The following is a 16,789-nucleotide window of genomic DNA, read 5'->3' as shown; positions in this document are numbered from 1 at the left end:
AGTTATATGAGCAATGTACGGATTGGAAGAAAGCAAGCTATAGAGGTTGATTTTTTTGAATCCAGATCTCATCATTTACTATCTACAAGTCGCACAAGCGAATGATTTTTCACCATTAATCATAGAGTAACAGACATTGTGAGTTGTCAGGCGTAAGAGAATTAACTCACATTACACATGATTCAACGACGAAACAAAGCTATAAGCCTAGACAGAAAACGTGCTAGATAGCTAACTAAGTTGAACCACAGAATAGAGTTGGATGTATTTACGTACTAACTGTTGGTCCGTAGCACGTTTTAGCGGGTGTGTAAATTTGACAAAGTAAGGGCTGAGGTTAAAATGTTTGTCCATGGTTTGCGCCAACAGTGATTCACTTTCATACAGGGTAATACCTTGTACCTTGTATTCGTCCACTTCTTCAGGAAGCTGACCTGTCCACCAATGAAGGAGTTCGCGGCTTTGCTTGCTGCGTGTAATCCAGTGATCGGTCAATAAAAGCAACAGATCGTTAGGTTGAACGGCGAAACCATATTCTTGCTGCCATTGGGCGACATTTCTAAACAGTTTTTTACGGCAAGATGAGCCTGCACTGACCAAATGCGAGGTGAGAATCCATACGGTTCCAATTTCAGAGCTGACTCGGTAATGATGCGGTAATTCCATCGATCCCGATGTGTCTAACGGCTTATAATCATAATCATGACCGAATTCGTTCAGTGTGCGTGACAGACGACGCGCGAAAGCCAAACCCAAGTGATGTTCAGTCATTCCTTTGTTGTGAATGGTAGGGTAGTGTTTTTCACACAATGTCATGCAGTCAGCTTGGAATTCATTAACGCTCTGTACGAGCACATCCAATAACAAGATCCATCTCTCCATTATGAGCAATTAGCAGTTAAAGACTAACACGCGCTGGTTATGATTCGTTACACTTAATCAAGAGAAATCACGTCGCTTTAATAGTTTATGTCTAAGATTGAATTTACATCACAACAAAAACAAACGATGTGCCGCGCTCTACAGCGTTACCTAGAAGACGAATGGGATATAGAAATGGGCCAGTTCGATAACGACTTTATTTTTGATTGCATTGTCAGTAAGTTTGGCCGCGCCTTTTAGAACCAAGGCTTACCCGATGCCCAAGCGGTAATACAGCGTAGGATGCTTGATATCACTGATGAGTTTGATGAAATATCGCAGAAAAGTGCGTTTTAAAAGTTTCTTCAAATTTTTCGAACGAGTTCATCAAGTCCAACCGCTGTCGACGGTGTTAATAATAGTAAATACTATGTTATATATTACAGATGAGATGTACTCTGAAAAAACTGATCGAAATTCAGGATAAGCAAATGAAATCAGATGTAAAAAACTACAGTTTGCCTAAGCGCTCTATGCATTGGATATCGGCTTTGGTGGTAATTAGCATGTTTGGTGTTGGTTTGTGGATGGTTGACCTTTCTTATTATAGTGAATGGTACCGTACTGCACCTCACTGGCATAAATCGATAGGGATTCTTTTAGCTGGCTTGACGATAACTCGAGTCGTTTGGAATCTGGTTACGCCGTCACCAAAAATTGAAGGTACGCGCTATGAAGTTCTGGGTGCAAAATTAGCGCATTTAGCGATGTACGTGGTTCTTTTCGTCCTGTTTATCTCAGGCTATCTGATCTCGACAGAAGATGGTCGGGGAATCGAAGTATTTAGTTGGTTCACCGTTCCTGGTCTTGGCGCGTTTTTTGACGGACAGGCAGATTTATCTGGCGAAATTCATTTCTACGCAGCATGGACTCTGATTATTTTGGCAAGCGTACACGCGGTTGCCGCACTGAAACACCACTTTATTAACAAAGACAATACGCTACGCAAGATGATAGGAGCTTCAAAATGAAAAAGACTTTATTCGTTACCGGACTAGCAATGGCAATGGCGTTACCGTTTGGCGCAAGCGCAGCAGAGTATATGATCGACACCAAAGGCGCACACGCGTCTGTTAACTTTAAAGTTAGTCATCTCGGTTATAGTTTCATCAAGGGACGTTTCAACAAGTTTGACGGTCAATTTTCTTACGACCCTGCCGATGTCAGTGCCTCAAAAGTCACGGTAAACGTTGATACAACGAGTCTTGATTCAAATCATGCTGAACGTGATAAGCACATTCGTAGCTCAGATTTTATCGATGCATCAAAATACGACACAGCCACTTTTACCAGCACTAGCGTGGTTGACAAAGGCAATGGTCAGTTAGCCGTAAATGGCGACTTGAATCTACATGGTGTCACTAAACCAATTACTATCGATGCTGAGTTTATCGGTGCAGGTCAAGACCCTTGGGGTGGTGAACGAGCTGGCTTCTACGGCACAACACGTCTTGAGCTTGCTGATTTCAACATCGCCGTGATGGGAGCTTCAAGCTACGTAGACATGGAACTGCATGTTGAAGGTGTTAAAAAGTAATTTCTGCCCATCAAATACAAACAGCCCCCAACCTAAGTTGGGGGCTTTTTTGGTCAAGCGACTTATTTCCTAACCAAAACCTTAGCAAATGAACGAGCTTTGTTACGCCGTTTCTAATTGTCGCTCATTAATGACAGTAATACGCTCACCGTAGATTGGGCGTAACGCTTGTAAAACATCCTTACGCTCAATCACACCGACTAATCGACCATTCTCTAGTACTGGCAGGATATGTGGCTTGTGTACTTTCATCGCTTTCGCACGTTCTTCAAGAGAGAGTGTTGTCAGATGGGTTGCAATGCCCATACTCGTCGTTGGATAAAGCTGATCTTTGTCGATACATAGGAATTCGGCAATATCAACCAGCTTATCTCGCGCATCAATTGCGACGACATCACGCGACATAATATCGACCACCTTTTGTTGTTGTTGTGGAATATAGTCTTGGCACCAAAGATCAACCATAACGTCATGCGCGGAGAAAAAGCCAACTAAACGTCCTTCAATATCACATACTGGCGCGCTAACTTGTTGATTGTCTAGTAGCGTATCAATGGCAACTGGAACCAGTGTATCCGCGCTCAATACTACTGTTTGGGTGTTCATAATGTCTTTTGCTGTAATGTTATTGTTCATAGTAAGTTCCTTAGCCGTATTTATCTGAGTTGTTGTTGTGATTGCTTGTACATTTGCCGATTTAAGTTGTGGCCGACGATAAAGACTCCAGTTAGCGAGGCCAACGAGCACGGCGCCACCAACAATATTGCCGAGTGTCACTGGAATGAGATTTGCCACGATGAACTGGTGAATATTCAAGTCTGCATATTGCCCAGCGCTGGCGCCAACTTGTTGCCAAAAACTGTCAGGTGCAAACGTTTGAATAACGATTCCAAGTGGCACCATAAACATATTGGCGACGCAGTGTTCGAACCCGCTAGAGACAAACATCGCCACAGGCATAATGGTCATTGCTGCTTTGGTCAGTGCGTTAGTACTGCTGAAGGTTAACCATATTGCGAGACAAACCAAAAGGTTACATAACACCCCTAAAGCAAATGCTTGCAGTCTTGTATGGTGTAACTTATGTTGGGCAATATTGAGAGCGTTTAATCCCCATTGGCCATGGTCCATTTGGTATAAACCAGCCGCGGTAACGATCGCAAGCAACAACATGGCACCGATAAAGTTCCCGACATAAACTTTGCCCCAGATGCTAACCATCTTGGCAAAGCTGATTTGCTTATTCGCCCAAGAAATACTTGATAGCACTGAGCTGGTAAATAGCTCACCACCGCATATCACGATTAAAATTAATCCCATACTGAACGCCAGTCCGCCAGCAAGACGACTAATACCCCAGCCTGTATCGTTATTTCCGGTTGTCACTGTGATGTAAAACAGAAAAGCGAGTCCAATAAAAGCGCCAGCCATCACGGCAAGACCTAATGTCATGGTGCTAGATTTTTTCGTTTTACTTAGGGCGAATTTTTCAGCCTCTGCCATCATTTCTGAGGGTGAGAAGCACTGGTTATTCGCTTGCGCTGTCGACATACGCACTCCCGACTATCAAATTCATAAATAACTCCTTGATTAAAAAGTGAACTTTCCGTCACTGCCCATTTAAACTACGATGTCAGGTGCTAAAGGTAAAATTGATAATTTTTAAAAACCTTATCAAAAATATTGATATGATAACGGAGCTAGGTAAAATGAAACGGCTTGCTTATAGACGAGTAACAGTTTGATAATCGTTAAGTTTATTTTGTGACAATGTCACCTTACTCACAAGGATTGGAACGTGATGCGTTATTCATTAAAACAGCTTGCGGTATTTGACACCGTCGCCGATACAGGCAGTGTTAGCCAAGCTGCAGATAAATTGGCGTTAACTCAATCGGCAACCAGTATGTCGTTGGCTCAACTCGAGAAAATGCTTGGTCGACCTCTGTTCGAACGTCAAGGCAAGCAGATGGCCTTAACGCACTGGGGAATGTGGCTACGGCCTAAAGCTAAACGCTTATTGCAAGATGCGCAGCAGATAGAAATGGGGTTTTATGATCAGCATTTGCTAAGCGGCACTATTAAGCTGGGCGCGAGCCAAACACCTGCTGAACATTTAGTGCCTGACCTCATCAGTATTATTGATAACTCATTCCCTGAAATGAGAGTCGCACTTTGTGTCGAGAGTACTGATATCGTGATTCAAGGTGTTTTGGATTACCAATATGATCTTGGCATTATCGAAGGGCGCTGTGACGACAATAGAATTGAACAAGAAGTTTGGTGTCGAGATCACCTAACAGTCGTTGCCGCCGCACACCATCCGTTTGCTAAGCACAAAACCATTAGTTTGGCTCAACTTCAACAAGCGAAATGGGTATTACGCGAACATGGCAGTGGGACACGAATGATTTTTGACAGTTCAATGCATCACCTAATTGCAGATCTCGATGTTTGGCGCGAATACGACCATGTTCCTGTGCTTCGCAGCATGGTCGAAAATGGGCAATATCTCACTTGTTTGCCTTATCTCGACGTTGAACGTTTTATTGATAGTGGCAAGCTTATCGCTTTGAATGTGCCTGACCTTAATATGGAAAGAACACTCTCGTTTATCTGGCGTGCTGATATGCTTGAAAATCCATTGGTCGAATGCATTAAACGCGAGGGCGCTAGGATGATGAAAGGCAAACCAAGCGTGTTGTAGAGCTAACCTGATATTTCCTATATCTGTTGAAATATCGATTGCATCACAATTTAGTGAAATTCATACACTCATGTTACTTTGATAATGTGATCGAACCGTTATTTGTTGGGCGATATTTTCCTTACCATAGAGCCTTGTACATTTGATGTGTTAAACCACACAAGGCAAGACGTTATGAGCACTCTCGTTGCAATATCACTTACTACTGGCATTCTTTCTGGATTATGGGGTTGGATCGCGGTATCACTGGGGTTACTTTCTTGGGCTGGCTTTCTCGGATGCACCAGTTTTTTTGCCTCACCCAATGATGGCCTAAAAGGGCTATCAATCAGTTTGATGACCAATATTAGCGGCGTTTTTTGGGCGATGGTGATCATCCACGCTTCGCAATTCGCTTCATTAGAAATTGCAGGTTATGTGATTACAGCAGTGGTTGCGTTCGTTATGTGTATTCAAGCAAAGAAATCCTGGCTCGGTTACATTCCCGGCACCTTTATCGGTTGTTGTGCAACCTTTGCGGCAGAGGGTAATTGGAAACTGGTGGTTCCTTCGCTGATTCTAGGTGGCATTTTTGGTTATCTAATGAAAACAAGCGGAGTGTGGTTACATCAACGGTCAACTCAATCTCAGGCAAATGGTGGTTTACAAGCTCGCCCTTAGTCTGTGATGCATTCCTTAACATGGCTCCATTTGTTAGGAATACCCCCGATTAATTTGTATCAACCGTTTTGATACGCGGCACCTAGATTGGTGCCGCTTTTTTATGTGTTGCCATTCGCCATTGTCACTACACGCTTTAAAGTCCAACGCAGTAAGATAGGAATACCTTCAATCCCTTTTTCTTCGCAATGAGAAACTATCGCCAATGCGAGATCGGGTTTCGCGTATTTCTTTAGGACACGAACGACGACTTTTTTTGCTGGTATTGGGTGATCGAGCGGAATCTTAAGCATGTGCTTAAAGAACGCTTCAAAACCGTTGTTGTAAAGGAAGTGTTCAATATCACGATCAGGTAACTCCGTTAAGCGATGCCTTTCTTGATCATGTCCGAGCTGACTTTTGACTGTGGCCGCGTATTTTTTACCTGCTGGATCACCATCAGTCACCACGTGCCAATCAATGCCAAAAGCCTTAGCAACTTTAATCAAAGATTTAAGACCAGACTGTGCAAATTCAATAATTTGAACACCTTCTGCTGCCAAATTATACCCACATTGATTGGCAAGTTCGTTGAACAACCAAACTTCGGTTTCTCCTTCCACCAGTAGCCAGCAGCGAGCGAACAGGGCTCCTGAGCGATGAAAACGAATATGAAAACCAATGCGGCGTAACTCGTCATGACCGAGTTTTTTGTCAGATAAATAGGTCGTAATCGTTCGGTCAGACTGTCTGACTAAACGACGGATACTAGATAAAGGTACTTGGCGCAATAGATCACCACTATTCGTCGTAAGGATTTTTTGCATCGGTAATAATTGTAATAACCCCCAAGCCCGAGCTAGATGGGTTGGGTGCAATCGGCCCTCAGGATCTTCAACGATCAATAAAGGTCGGGCGCAGCGACGGAGGGTATTCGGCCCCTTCGCTTGGAGAAAGGCATTGAGCAACCCCATCAAAAGCAGTCGGGTTTGCTTATCTTTTGTTTCTTCCACAACTTGGGCGAGACTTTTAGACCCGGGGGCCGCATTATAAAAAATACCATCGCGCTGTTTACGTATATTCTTTCGGCTACTCGGCTTAAACGAGAAATAGTGCTCAACTAATGCGTTCATTGAACTAATGCTACTGCGCATTTCGCCTTTATTTACGTGTCCTGGGATCGCCATTAAACGTCGATAGGTATTATCGATACGTTTTTCAATCCGAGTATTTACATCTTTGTGGTTTACAATAGGCCGCTCAAAGCGACGTGAATCCTTAAGACGAATGACCGGATGCAATGACATTAGTTCTTGCGCCAGCTTTTCTGAATGATGAAGAGCAAGTGGATTGCCATCAGCATCAAGAAAACTATAACGGGTAGTGATATTGTGCCCGTCACGTGAAGCACTCAAACGATAAATAATTCGATAACCATTATGTGGGTCATCAACCCAAATCGGCTTAATTCTACGATAGCGCCCAGCGTGGATTTCTTGTTTTTCAGTCGAGACCAAACTGAGCACAATTTGTAGATGCTGAGACTGTGGGTGGGCAATAGAATAATCAACATGAAAGTCTGTCATTTCAAATTGATAGGGCACACCTTCAGGTGGAAGGGCGACACATAAAGCGTCGAGTAACGAAGATTTGCCCCATGTGTTTTCACCAATTAATGTGGTGAGCTCATCGAATGCAATTGATAGGCGCTTAATGCCGCGAAAACCGGAAATTTCAATGCGTTCTAGCTTCATAGAGTGGCTCCATTACGCTGTTATTCACTTAAGCATAATAGAAAATCCTTGTTATAGCAGACATTTAGCTCACAATATGACATATGAGTCGTAATCAAGATTAAATCGCTTTAGCGCTAATAGATCAAAGTTTTTAATGTCGTATGAATTTGGTTTTCACAATTAATGTGAAATATAATGAATCTGTCATATTGAATGCGGTACGATGTAATGGAATAGAGAGAAGGTATATGACAGATAAAAATAATAAAACAACGAAACTACGTCTAGCGCACATTAACGATACACATTCGTACTTTGAACCTACGTCACTTCAACTAGCCATTACGGTCGATGGTGTCGAACTTGCCCCGTTTGTAAGCGCGGGGGGCTTCGCCCGTATCGCGACTCGCGTCAAACAGCTAAAACAACAAGCAGAGCAAAACCAGCAAGGCTTTATTTTTTTGCATGCCGGGGATTGCTTCCAAGGCACGCTGTATTTTTCGCTCTTTAAAGGCGAAGCCAATGCCACCATGTTAAATGCGCTCAATATTGATGCAATGGCACTGGGCAATCACGAATTGGACATGGGCAACGAACCCGTGGCACATTTTGCCAATAGAATTCAATTTCCGTTACTTGCCGGTAACTGGGATCTGTCAAATGAATTGGCCGCAAAACCAATCAAGCTTGGTAACAACAGCAAAGTTGTCAGTTTCGAGGCGCAAAAAAATCGTGCCCAATGGATAGAGAAATCTATCGATGGTGAAAAGCTGGCGATTTTTTCATTGGCACTGGACAAAATGGCCGACATCTCGAATCCCGACTGGGATACGCCATTCGTCAATGCTATTGAAACGGCGAAAAACACCGTAGCAGCGATACAGGCCAGTGGCATCGATAAGGTTATTCTTCTTAGCCATATGGGCTATGAGGCCGACCTTGATCTGGCGAATCATGTCGATGGCATTAGCGTTGTGGTCGGCGGTCACAGTCACCGGCTGCAAGGTGATTTTAGCGGTCTAGGTTTAGTTAAAGATGACGATTATGGCGTTAAAGTGAAGCAAACGTACGTCGTTCAAGCGGGATTACATGCGTTGAGCCTAGGTCACTGCGATCTTGAATTTGCCGCCAATGGGACACTACTTAGCTTTAACGGTAAGAATGAATTACTGCTTGGTCGTCGGCTGTTTATTGATGCCAATATGAGCGAAACTCACAATGATTCCCCTTATCAGGTCGCGCGATCCTACATCGATAATCACCCCAATGTCGTGGTATGTAAAAAAGATCGCGATCTGCAAGCACTGCTTGAAGAGAAATACACCAGCCAAGTTCGACAGTTGCAAAAGCAAGTTATTGCCGTTTGCGAGCGTAAATTGCGTCATGTCCGTATTCCTGATGAACAGGGGCCGAGCGAAATTGCGCCTTTAGTGGCAGAGTCCTTTATGTATAAGATGAGTAAACTCGGTCATCAAGTTGATTTTGCCATTCATAATGCCGGTGGGGTGCGCAACTCACTCAGTGCGGGTAGCATCTCCATTGCTGATATAGCAGGAAAATTATTGCCCTTTGCCGTGCCTATTGGTATCTACCATATCGAAGGACGCTATATTGCCCAAATATTAGAAGGGGCAATTAACAATGCACTCAACAATGGTGTCGTTGGTACTGGAGATGGCTCATATCCGTATACCCATCAGTTAAGCTTTGACTATTTATGTGATGCCCCAATGGGTGAGCGTGTTAAGAACCTGATGCTTTTAGAACGTGACGGAACTTGGCAACCTGTTGAAGAAAGTAAAGTTTATTGCGGAACTTCATCTGCCTATACCATGAAAGGCAAAGAAGGCTATGAAGCAATAACGTACATGCAGGGCGAGGGGGTCGTGACCACTGTCTCGATGGCAGATTGCTTAATCGACCTTTTGACTGACCAGCCAGAGGCGCTCAATCGAGCTAACATAACTAACATTAATCAGCGCTGGCATAAAGGTTGCTAATACTTCTATGAGTCCAAGCTTGCGTGATATCGCACTCAAGGGGGAGTTATGTGTAGTAAAGATTGGATAGACATCGCTGTGATTGCTAGTTGGATAGGGATCTGGACTGCCTTAGTGTATTTTGTACCGTTTGGCGGAATTTGACTATTGATTAGCAACTAAAAAAGAGCATTTTTTTGCTCTTTTTTGATTTTTATTATAGACGAACGCCAAATTGAGGCATAAAATCCGCGCTGTTTGGGGAGTAGTCGCCAATGGTTTACTTATCGTCATCTCGATAGTCGTTGCTTCTATCCGGTAAGTATAAACACCACTGATAGGCGCTATCAGTGTGTTTCGACGAGACCAACGTATTCAAATACTGCACGGCTTTACTTGCTGTGTAGAGCTTTTGTTTGCGGTAGGGATCGTTACACGTCATCTTTTTCAATGCGATCCCTCCGTTTTAGGAGGACATATGACCCCAATAACTTACATCAGCTTTGCACTTCTGACCCTAATACTGGTTAGCCTGGATATTTGGCAAACGCGTGGTGGCAAAGTAACGATCAAAAAAGCGGCAATCTGGAGCCTCATCTGGTTTGCATTGGCGTTTTTATTTGCTGCAAGCATTTATCTTTTTTGGGATGTATATGCACCAGGCAGTGAATATAGCGCACATAATGCTAGCATTGCTTTTACCACAGGCTATCTGCTTGAGAAATCACTCAGCGTCGATAACCTGTTTGTGTTTGCGATCATCTTTCACCAATACCTCGTGCCAGAGCATTTACGTCCGCGAGCTCTGTTATGGGGGGTGATTGGCGCGCTGTTATTGCGTGCAGTCATGATTGCGGTCGGCGCGCAATTGCTGGCGCAATACCACTGGGTGCTGTATCTATTCGCACTATTTTTGATCTGGACGGGTATTCAGCTAGCGCGTGACAAAGGTGAAGAGTCGGTAAACCCGCTACCGGAGCGGTTAATTCGCCGTTGGATCCCTGTCAGTGAGACATTTTCAGGTAATGCGCTCACTGTTATTGAGCAAGGGCGACGTGTTGCAACACCTATGTTCATCGTGATTGCAGTGATTGCGTTTATGGATGTGATGTTTGCTTTAGATTCCATCCCTGCGATCTTTGCTGTTACACGCGAGCCGTTTCTGGTTTTGGCTGCGAACGTATTCGCGCTACTCGGCTTGCGTTCCTTGTACTTTGTTTTACAAGGTATGATGGATAAGTTTATTTACCTTAAGCCAGCACTGTCATTCATTATGGTATTTATTGGTATCAAAATGATGTTGGTCGGTACTGACTGGGAGATCCCAACCTTGTGGTCTTTAATGGTGTTATTAGCGACAATGACCATTGCGATTGTTGCTTCGATGATCAAGCAGCGCAAGCAAACACCTGAAATCGCGACTAATGCTGAATAAGTAATTGTATTGTCTTAGTATCATGCCTTGCGTATCAAGACACATTAACTTGTAAAAAATGTGTAAAAAATCAACGCAAGGCATGTGATTTGAAAATTATTATTCATTAATAATGACTGATAATGAAAGAATATGCAGATTTACTAGATAGAGCGCACTTACGCCTGTTAATGAGTTGTTGCATTAGTTTTTCTAATTTAAAAAAAGAAAATTTGTCATTTTTTGACCAGTAAATTATTGCCTATCATTAGCCCATCAAAACGAACTACGACAGTTTATAGAGAGGCAATCATGGCACAAGCAATGCAAATGGGTAGCATCAATGCTCCTATCTCTATGGATAAAAAAACCTACTCGGTTTCTTTCAAAGGATTGATTGCACACTTATTAGATATTCTATTTGTTGATAACAGTGAACCACGTGCACATTATGCAACCGATTTATCTGGACATATGCAAAGAGATATTGGATTGTATCGTTAAATTCAAATAGACGATTTTAGAAAGCCAGCCTTGTTGCTGGCTTTTTTGTTTGCCTGCTTAGCCGGGCAAACAAAAATGCCGTTCACTCTTAAGTGAACGGCATTACCATTAATTGAGCGCTTTTTTTAATTCTCGATTTAGCTCAGCAAGAAGTTACTTCTTACGAGTAAACTCAGCAATCACGTACATAGACTGACCGCCATTGGCTTTACCTGAAACCAACTTAGGATCATTACCGATGCTGATACCACGGATAACCGTACCTTGCTTGATAACTTGGTTAGTGCCTTTCACTGGCAGGTCTTTGATTACCGTTACGTCGTCACCTTTTTTAAGTTCAACGCCGTTGCAATCGAATGGTTTGTCGTCAGCAGACATCCCCGTCATTGCCCAGTTCATTTGATCTTCTTCCATGTACATCATGTCTAGCGCGTCTTGCGCCCAAGTTTCACTGTTTAAGCGAGTCAGTTGGCGCCAAGCCGTGACCTGTACCGCAGGTACTTGGCTCCACATGCTATCGTTAAGGCAGCGCCAATGGTTAATGTCTTGCGGATCTTCAATCTCGCCCAAACATTTATCACAAACCATAATCGCGTAATCTACTGTCACATGGCTGTGCGGAGGAACAGCAAATGCCGTTAATGGTGCTTGGGCAGCACATAGTTCACATTTTGATTGGCAGCGTTCTAGCATAGTTGCTTCAGAAGACATAATGGACTCACATTTCTTAAGGTATGAATAACGGCGGTTATTATGCACTTTATCTTCCGAAAATAAAGGGCTTTACTCATTTGCAACACATTAACAGCATAAAAGAGCCTATTATTCACCCGTCGATTAAAAAGCAAACAAAATAATACGATTCATAGAGTTAACAAAGGTGACAGGGTCATAATATAACCATTTACTTTACCTGCTTAGACTTGGTAGGCATAATCTGCAGCGTTGTTATATCAAATTAGTAGGTCAATAAGTTGCAATTACTCTCCATCGATTTGTTCGGCAAACCATTACGCTTAGAAGGCTCGCTTGCCGGCTGGCAACAACTCTATTGGGATAACCAATTGGTTTCTCAGCTTGACGCCGATTCAGATCGCCAAGCGCAAAGTGAGCATCAGTTTTCATTGTTAAGCGGTGATAAAGAACTGAACTGTCGTTTAGAGACGCGCTTAGTATGGCAACCGTTCTCACTAGAATTTGTCGCAACCGTCAACGGCGAAACCATTCTATCTGGGCAGCGAAACAGTAAAGATATCGAGCAACAAGTACCATTTAACCCACCAATGCCTGAGCGAAAATTCAGTCTAATTGGTTTGGTTTCGCTGGGTATGAAAGCGCTTAAAAGTGCCAAACTGATCAAAGTGGTACTTGCTTCTGCCAGTTTGGCGGCATATTCATGGCTATTCTCGTTTCAATTTGCCTTAGCATTGATTGCTTGTTTGGTGTTTCACGAATATGGCCACGTGCGAGCGATGAAATACTTTGGTATGAAAACGAAAGGAATTTACTTAGTACCATTTCTGGGCGGATTGGCTCTGAGCGATGAGAAAATAAATACCCGCTGGCAAGACGTAGTAATTTCGATTATGGGCCCGATGTTTGGTTTGATCTTATCGATCCTTTTGCTGGTGGCTTATTTAGTCACTGGTGAGATGTTCTTTGCCGGTCTTGCGGTATTTAATGCCTTTCTCAATCTGTTTAATCTATTGCCAATCCTACCACTTGATGGGGGTCATATTTTAAAGAGCATTAGTTTCTCAATGAACAGCATTGCTGGTATTGCTTTGTGCACCGCAGCGGCGGCAGGCGGCGTTGTGCTGAGCTATTCATTGGGCTTAACACTGTTTGGCTTTTTGTTGATTATGGGGATGTTAGAAGTCGTCATTGAATGGAGAGGACGCCACCACAGCCACCTATTACCTTTAGACAGATATGGTCAAATTATTTCCGCAATCTGGTACGTCGGTCTTGTGGCTGGCTTAATTAGTATTATTTGGTACTTTGCTTCTACTGGCGATGAACTTTTGCGCTTACCTCTGTTAATTCTTGGCACTTAATTAATGCAAAATTGAATTTTCCGTTTTAATAGCAATTTGACAACGGGTCAATGATAACATTAGGTTACAATCTTTGTTAACTGAAGAGAGCAACGAGAAACACGATGACTATTTGGAAACGACCGATTAACTTAGACGCGCTCAATCAGACCTCTAAAAATACCCTTATTGAACACCTAGACATCATCTACAGTGACGTTGGTGACGATTATATTTCGGCCACCATGCCCGTCTGTTCGTTTACTCACCAACCTTTAGGTATGTTACATGGTGGAGCATCGGTTGTACTGGCCGAAACACTGGGGTCTTTAGCTGCCAACTTCTGTGTCGATAAAGACAGCTATTGCGTAGGACTTGATATCAATGCCAACCATGTCCGCTCGATGCGCAGTGGTAAAGTAATTGGAACTGCCAAACCTATTCATCTAGGCGTGTCCACACAAGTGTGGCAAATCAACATCACAGATGAACGTGGACGACTTGTCTGCACCAGTCGACTAACCATCGCTATCAAAAAACACAAAAAATCGGCATCTATAATGGCGGCGGCGGTATGATTATTCCATTTAGCGGTGGCAAGGTGATAGCCTCTGCGCATGAGGTCGTTATCAAGCTTGGCGGTGCACACATGGTGTCTTTGCAAGCTCAAATCGATGCATTATCTCTCATTGGACGTGGCGCCAATGTCATTGCTGCCCATGGCAGTGAAACCACTTGGTCGATCAAACTTGATAGTGAACAGCAATTAAACGAACTCGCCACTCAAATTGGGCTCAAGATACAATAATCTACGACAGCACTTGATCAACATCATCTAAACGGGGAAAATTAAACTCATAGTATATCAATTGAGATTTCCTCTTTATGAGCAGCCCCCGTTTACGCGTCCAATTTGAAACCCTATTTGAACACTACAAAGGCCAAGACAGTGGTGTGCAACTAGAAGAGATCACCGGCATTTTATTTTGTACTCGTCGTAACGCACGCATTGTTCTCAATAAAATGGAAGAAGAAGGTTGGCTGGAGTGGCGCCCAGCGCCAGGTCGCGGCAAACTCTCTCAATTGATTTTTAAGCGTAGTCGCTCAGATGTGAGTGAGGCGCTGGCTCGTCGTTATCTCGAAGAGGGTAAAATTGGTCAAGCGCTAAAAGTACTTGATAATGACAGCGCCAAGTTAGCGCAAGTGGTTGAAAGTTATCTTGGCGTGGTTCATCAAGAAGGGCAGCAGGTAGTGCGGTTACCCTATTATCGACCGCTAACTAACCTCAACCCAAGTATTCAGATGCGTCGTTCTGAACTGCACATTGCCCAACAGATCTTTAGTGGATTAACCCAGCTTGATGAGCGCGAAATGCTGCAACCTGATCTGGCCCATACCTGGGAAATGTTGAATCCGCGTCAGTGGCGTTTCTACATTCGTCCAAGTGTCCGTTTTCATAATGGAGACTTGCTTACAACAGAGATGATTGTTGATTGTTTTAGTAAATTGAAACATAAGCGACTATTTTCCCATATTGAGCGAGTCGACACTCCCGGTCATTTGATTGTTGATGTTCATCTCAACCTAGATGATTATAAATTACCGCTTTTATTGGCAGAGTCGTGCGCCAAAATCGTTCTACCTGAAGATCGTAGGGCAGAGAACTTTGATTTATCACCTGTCGGGACCGGACCATATAGAGTCGTACAAAACGACGAAAAACGCTTGGTTTTGCAAGCATTTGACGGCTACTTTGGCTTTAGGCCTCTACTTGACCGAGTTGAAGTTTGGGTTATCGATGAAGCCTATTCATCGATGGTTTTTCCAAGCTTAACAAAACCTATCAAACCTGAAGTTGTTAATTACAGCGACGAGGTAGCGCTTGATCCTGGCAGTACCCTATTGCTGCTGAACAGAAAAAATGGATTGGCGGCATCAGATGATTGGGCCAACTATTTTAGTCAGCGATTAAACTCCCTAAACCTGTACCAGCAACTCCCGCAAGACAAAATCGTTGAGCTCGGCGTATTGCCTGCACTTGGACTGAAGCCGGGCTGGTATCACCATATCCGCAAAGGAGTTGCGACACCACCTGCTTATCGCACAGTGACAGTGGCTTATCATGCTCAACATCCTATGTTTCCAACTTTAGTCAAGGGGATCGATTCTCTATTGAAACAAGACGGATTAACAGTGCAGTTAATTAAATATGATCTGACAGTAGAGAACACTGAAGAGGTTGATATTTGGATTAAACCGATGGGGATTGCCACCAATCGAGACGACGCACTGGCCGGGTGGCTATTGAATTACAGTGACATCGAAGCGTCAAGCCGTGAACAAGATTTTAATTATTGGGCTCAAGTCGTGCAACAGTGGCAAGCAACAGAAAATGCGCCATTTCCAGCCAAATTGTTGGGTCAATCACTAGTAGAGAAAAAACAACTTATCCCAATGTTCCATTGTTGGTTAGGGGTAAGTAAAGATCATTGTGGTTCATTACAAAACGCCAAATGCAATGCGCTAGGCTGGTTCGACTTTGGCAAGGTTTGGGTAAAACCAGAGCCAACAGAACCGGCATTATAGGAGCGACTTTGGCTAAGCCGAATAAAAAACAACCGACTGAAACTGTTGGAATTTACTGCGCAAAATGTAAATCCAAGCTGTTTAAATACCGTAAAGGCGGTAAAGGGGCGTTAGTAAAATGTTTTAAACAACGCATTGTCGAAGACTACACAGAAATCGCTTGTTTTTGCCCTAACTGTGGGATTGAGTTTGCACGCGACACCTTGATTCGCGCAGCGCCAGCCTACAAAATTATTGGCGGTAAAGTGACAGTGAAATAACGTATTTTTAGCATAAAACTCTCACCAGCTTCTTTAAGGATATAGGAGCAGAAATTGTTGAAAATGGATAAGTGATGGTGACATTTGGTTTGAGCCGATAAAAAACGTAAAAATCTCGTTAAAGGCTATCATTGTTTTTTTTAACTGCTAGAATATCCGCAGTTTCTTTTCGGTTTTTCCAACTTTACGTGAAGGGTTTTATAATGGAGCTAGGTCTAATCATCACTTTCATCGTTGCAGCAGCTGTAATGGTAAAGAAAGAGATGGCATCAGCTAAATAATCCACTTATTCATTCCATTTTTGTTAATCTTTTTGATGAATTCGTGCTTGAAAAAACTCCTTAACTGGAGTTTTTTGTATTTAACCACCTGGAAAACATTTTAAAAACAGAGTTAGAAAAGCCAGCGTTAGTGCCTGTCTCTCATACAAAAATCCCTGAGCTATGCTCAGGGATTTTTTTTGAACTTAT

The 16,789-nt window shown here is 43.2% G+C and carries 17 protein-coding genes and 1 pseudogene; 13 read left to right on the top strand and 5 right to left on the bottom strand.

Annotated features, from left to right (window positions below):
- Positions 1–231 precede the first annotated feature (231 nt).
- Entirely contained in the window at positions 232–867 is a 636-nt protein-coding gene (locus CDZ87_RS13320) for a hypothetical protein (protein ID WP_100753986.1), read from the bottom strand.
- 102 nt (positions 868–969) lie between these two features.
- Between CDZ87_RS13320 and CDZ87_RS13315 the strand changes: the two are divergent.
- The 3 genes and pseudogenes from CDZ87_RS13315 to CDZ87_RS13305 all read left to right on the top strand — a co-directional run bounded on the left by CDZ87_RS13315 (position 970) and on the right by CDZ87_RS13305 (position 2,458).
- Positions 970–1,218: pseudogene (locus CDZ87_RS13315) on the top strand (DUF2164 domain-containing protein).
- A gap of 134 nt (positions 1,219–1,352) precedes the next feature.
- Complete coding sequence (locus CDZ87_RS13310; RefSeq protein ID WP_100753985.1) at positions 1,353–1,892, top strand: cytochrome b; 540 nt, start codon at positions 1,353–1,355, stop codon at positions 1,890–1,892.
- Positions 1,889–2,458, top strand: a complete 570-nt coding sequence (locus CDZ87_RS13305) for a YceI family protein (protein WP_100753984.1) — start codon at positions 1,889–1,891, stop codon at positions 2,456–2,458. Before CDZ87_RS13310 ends, CDZ87_RS13305 begins: the two co-directional genes overlap by 4 nt.
- 102 nt (positions 2,459–2,560) lie before the next feature.
- On the opposite strand, the gene focA is transcribed toward CDZ87_RS13305, so the two are convergent.
- The gene (gene focA, locus CDZ87_RS13300; RefSeq protein WP_100753983.1) at positions 2,561–4,009 is read right to left on the bottom strand and encodes a formate transporter FocA; all 1,449 of its coding nucleotides are present in this window, start codon (positions 4,007–4,009) and stop codon (positions 2,561–2,563) included.
- 250 nt (positions 4,010–4,259) lie between these two features.
- On the opposite strand from focA, the gene CDZ87_RS13295 reads away from it, so the two are divergent.
- Both CDZ87_RS13295 and CDZ87_RS13290 read left to right on the top strand, forming a co-directional pair.
- Positions 4,260–5,165, top strand: a complete 906-nt coding sequence (locus tag CDZ87_RS13295; protein WP_100753982.1) for a LysR substrate-binding domain-containing protein — start codon at positions 4,260–4,262, stop codon at positions 5,163–5,165.
- A 174-nt stretch (positions 5,166–5,339) separates the two neighbouring features.
- Positions 5,340–5,825: a DUF1097 domain-containing protein gene (locus CDZ87_RS13290; RefSeq protein ID WP_038176581.1), complete on the top strand. Its 486-nt coding sequence runs from the start codon at positions 5,340–5,342 to the stop codon at positions 5,823–5,825.
- Positions 5,826–5,926: 101 nt separating this feature from the next.
- Here CDZ87_RS13290 and CDZ87_RS13285 read toward each other — a convergent pair whose 3' ends face one another.
- Positions 5,927–7,558, bottom strand: coding sequence for an ATP-dependent endonuclease (locus CDZ87_RS13285; RefSeq protein ID WP_100753981.1), 1,632 nt, complete (start codon positions 7,556–7,558; stop codon positions 5,927–5,929).
- 230 nt (positions 7,559–7,788) lie between these two features.
- On the opposite strand from CDZ87_RS13285, the gene CDZ87_RS13280 reads away from it, so the two are divergent.
- A complete protein-coding gene (locus tag CDZ87_RS13280) occupies positions 7,789–9,540 on the top strand; it encodes a bifunctional metallophosphatase/5'-nucleotidase (protein WP_100753980.1) in 1,752 nt (583 codons plus the stop codon).
- Between the two features lie 259 nt (positions 9,541–9,799).
- Here the strand turns inward: CDZ87_RS13280 and CDZ87_RS17045 are convergent, their stop codons facing one another.
- The gene (locus tag CDZ87_RS17045; protein ID WP_157806474.1) at positions 9,800–9,970 is read right to left on the bottom strand and encodes a hypothetical protein; all 171 of its coding nucleotides are present in this window, start codon (positions 9,968–9,970) and stop codon (positions 9,800–9,802) included.
- 27 nt (positions 9,971–9,997) lie between these two features.
- Between CDZ87_RS17045 and CDZ87_RS13275 the strand changes: the two genes are divergently transcribed.
- Both CDZ87_RS13275 and CDZ87_RS13270 read left to right on the top strand, forming a co-directional pair.
- Positions 9,998–10,954 (top strand): TerC/Alx family metal homeostasis membrane protein, encoded by a 957-nt coding sequence (locus CDZ87_RS13275; protein WP_100753979.1) that lies wholly within the window; start codon positions 9,998–10,000, stop codon positions 10,952–10,954.
- A 291-nt stretch (positions 10,955–11,245) separates the two neighbouring features.
- Entirely contained in the window at positions 11,246–11,437 is a 192-nt protein-coding gene (locus tag CDZ87_RS13270; RefSeq protein WP_038176577.1) for a hypothetical protein, read from the top strand.
- Positions 11,438–11,590: 153 nt separating this feature from the next.
- Here the strand turns inward: CDZ87_RS13270 and CDZ87_RS13265 are convergent, their stop codons facing one another.
- The gene (locus tag CDZ87_RS13265) at positions 11,591–12,148 is read right to left on the bottom strand and encodes a PhnA domain-containing protein (RefSeq protein WP_100753978.1); all 558 of its coding nucleotides are present in this window, start codon (positions 12,146–12,148) and stop codon (positions 11,591–11,593) included.
- A gap of 263 nt (positions 12,149–12,411) precedes the next feature.
- Between CDZ87_RS13265 and CDZ87_RS13260 the strand changes: the two genes are divergently transcribed.
- From CDZ87_RS13260 to CDZ87_RS13240, 5 genes are all read left to right on the top strand, one after another.
- Positions 12,412–13,494 carry a site-2 protease family protein gene (locus tag CDZ87_RS13260; RefSeq protein WP_100753977.1) on the top strand — a complete coding sequence of 361 codons (1,083 nt, stop codon included), beginning with the start codon at positions 12,412–12,414 and terminating at the stop codon, positions 13,492–13,494.
- A 104-nt stretch (positions 13,495–13,598) separates the two neighbouring features.
- Entirely contained in the window at positions 13,599–14,051 is a 453-nt protein-coding gene (locus tag CDZ87_RS13255; protein WP_100753976.1) for a hotdog fold thioesterase, read from the top strand.
- On the top strand, positions 14,048–14,281 hold the full coding sequence (locus tag CDZ87_RS13250; RefSeq protein WP_100753975.1) for a DUF3389 family protein: 234 nt from the start codon (positions 14,048–14,050) through the stop codon (positions 14,279–14,281). Before CDZ87_RS13255 ends, CDZ87_RS13250 begins: the two co-directional genes overlap by 4 nt.
- Positions 14,282–14,358: 77 nt before the next feature.
- A complete protein-coding gene (locus tag CDZ87_RS13245; protein ID WP_100753974.1) occupies positions 14,359–16,059 on the top strand; it encodes an SgrR family transcriptional regulator in 1,701 nt (566 codons plus the stop codon).
- Positions 16,060–16,067: 8 nt separating this feature from the next.
- A complete protein-coding gene (locus tag CDZ87_RS13240) occupies positions 16,068–16,319 on the top strand; it encodes a hypothetical protein (protein WP_100753973.1) in 252 nt (83 codons plus the stop codon).
- Positions 16,320–16,789 lie beyond the last annotated feature (470 nt).

This window comes from Vibrio salilacus, from assembly GCF_002811245.1.
Classification (GTDB): Bacteria; Pseudomonadota; Gammaproteobacteria; order Enterobacterales; family Vibrionaceae; genus Vibrio; species Vibrio salilacus.
Note: the sequence above shows the minus strand (reverse complement) of the source record. Positions and strands in the feature narration are given on the sequence as shown.

Bases quoted from the DNA above. Each gene is read 5' to 3' on its own strand.
- CDZ87_RS13310 (WP_100753985.1), top strand. From the start codon at position 1,353: ATGAAATCAGATGTAAAAAACTACAGTTTGCCTAAGCGCTCTATGCAT.
- CDZ87_RS13305 (WP_100753984.1), top strand. From the start codon at position 1,889: ATGAAAAAGACTTTATTCGTTACCGGACTAGCAATGGCAATGGCGTTA.
- focA (WP_100753983.1), bottom strand. From the start codon at position 4,009: ATGTCGACAGCGCAAGCGAATAACCAGTGCTTCTCACCCTCAGAAATG.
- CDZ87_RS13295 (WP_100753982.1), top strand. From the start codon at position 4,260: ATGCGTTATTCATTAAAACAGCTTGCGGTATTTGACACCGTCGCCGAT.
- CDZ87_RS13290 (WP_038176581.1), top strand. From the start codon at position 5,340: ATGAGCACTCTCGTTGCAATATCACTTACTACTGGCATTCTTTCTGGA.
- CDZ87_RS13285 (WP_100753981.1), bottom strand. From the start codon at position 7,558: ATGAAGCTAGAACGCATTGAAATTTCCGGTTTTCGCGGCATTAAGCGC.
- CDZ87_RS13280 (WP_100753980.1), top strand. From the start codon at position 7,789: ATGACAGATAAAAATAATAAAACAACGAAACTACGTCTAGCGCACATT.
- CDZ87_RS13275 (WP_100753979.1), top strand. From the start codon at position 9,998: ATGACCCCAATAACTTACATCAGCTTTGCACTTCTGACCCTAATACTG.
- CDZ87_RS13270 (WP_038176577.1), top strand. From the start codon at position 11,246: ATGGCACAAGCAATGCAAATGGGTAGCATCAATGCTCCTATCTCTATG.
- CDZ87_RS13265 (WP_100753978.1), bottom strand. From the start codon at position 12,148: ATGTCTTCTGAAGCAACTATGCTAGAACGCTGCCAATCAAAATGTGAA.
- CDZ87_RS13255 (WP_100753976.1), top strand. From the start codon at position 13,599: ATGACTATTTGGAAACGACCGATTAACTTAGACGCGCTCAATCAGACC.
- CDZ87_RS13250 (WP_100753975.1), top strand. From the start codon at position 14,048: ATGATTATTCCATTTAGCGGTGGCAAGGTGATAGCCTCTGCGCATGAG.
- CDZ87_RS13245 (WP_100753974.1), top strand. From the start codon at position 14,359: ATGAGCAGCCCCCGTTTACGCGTCCAATTTGAAACCCTATTTGAACAC.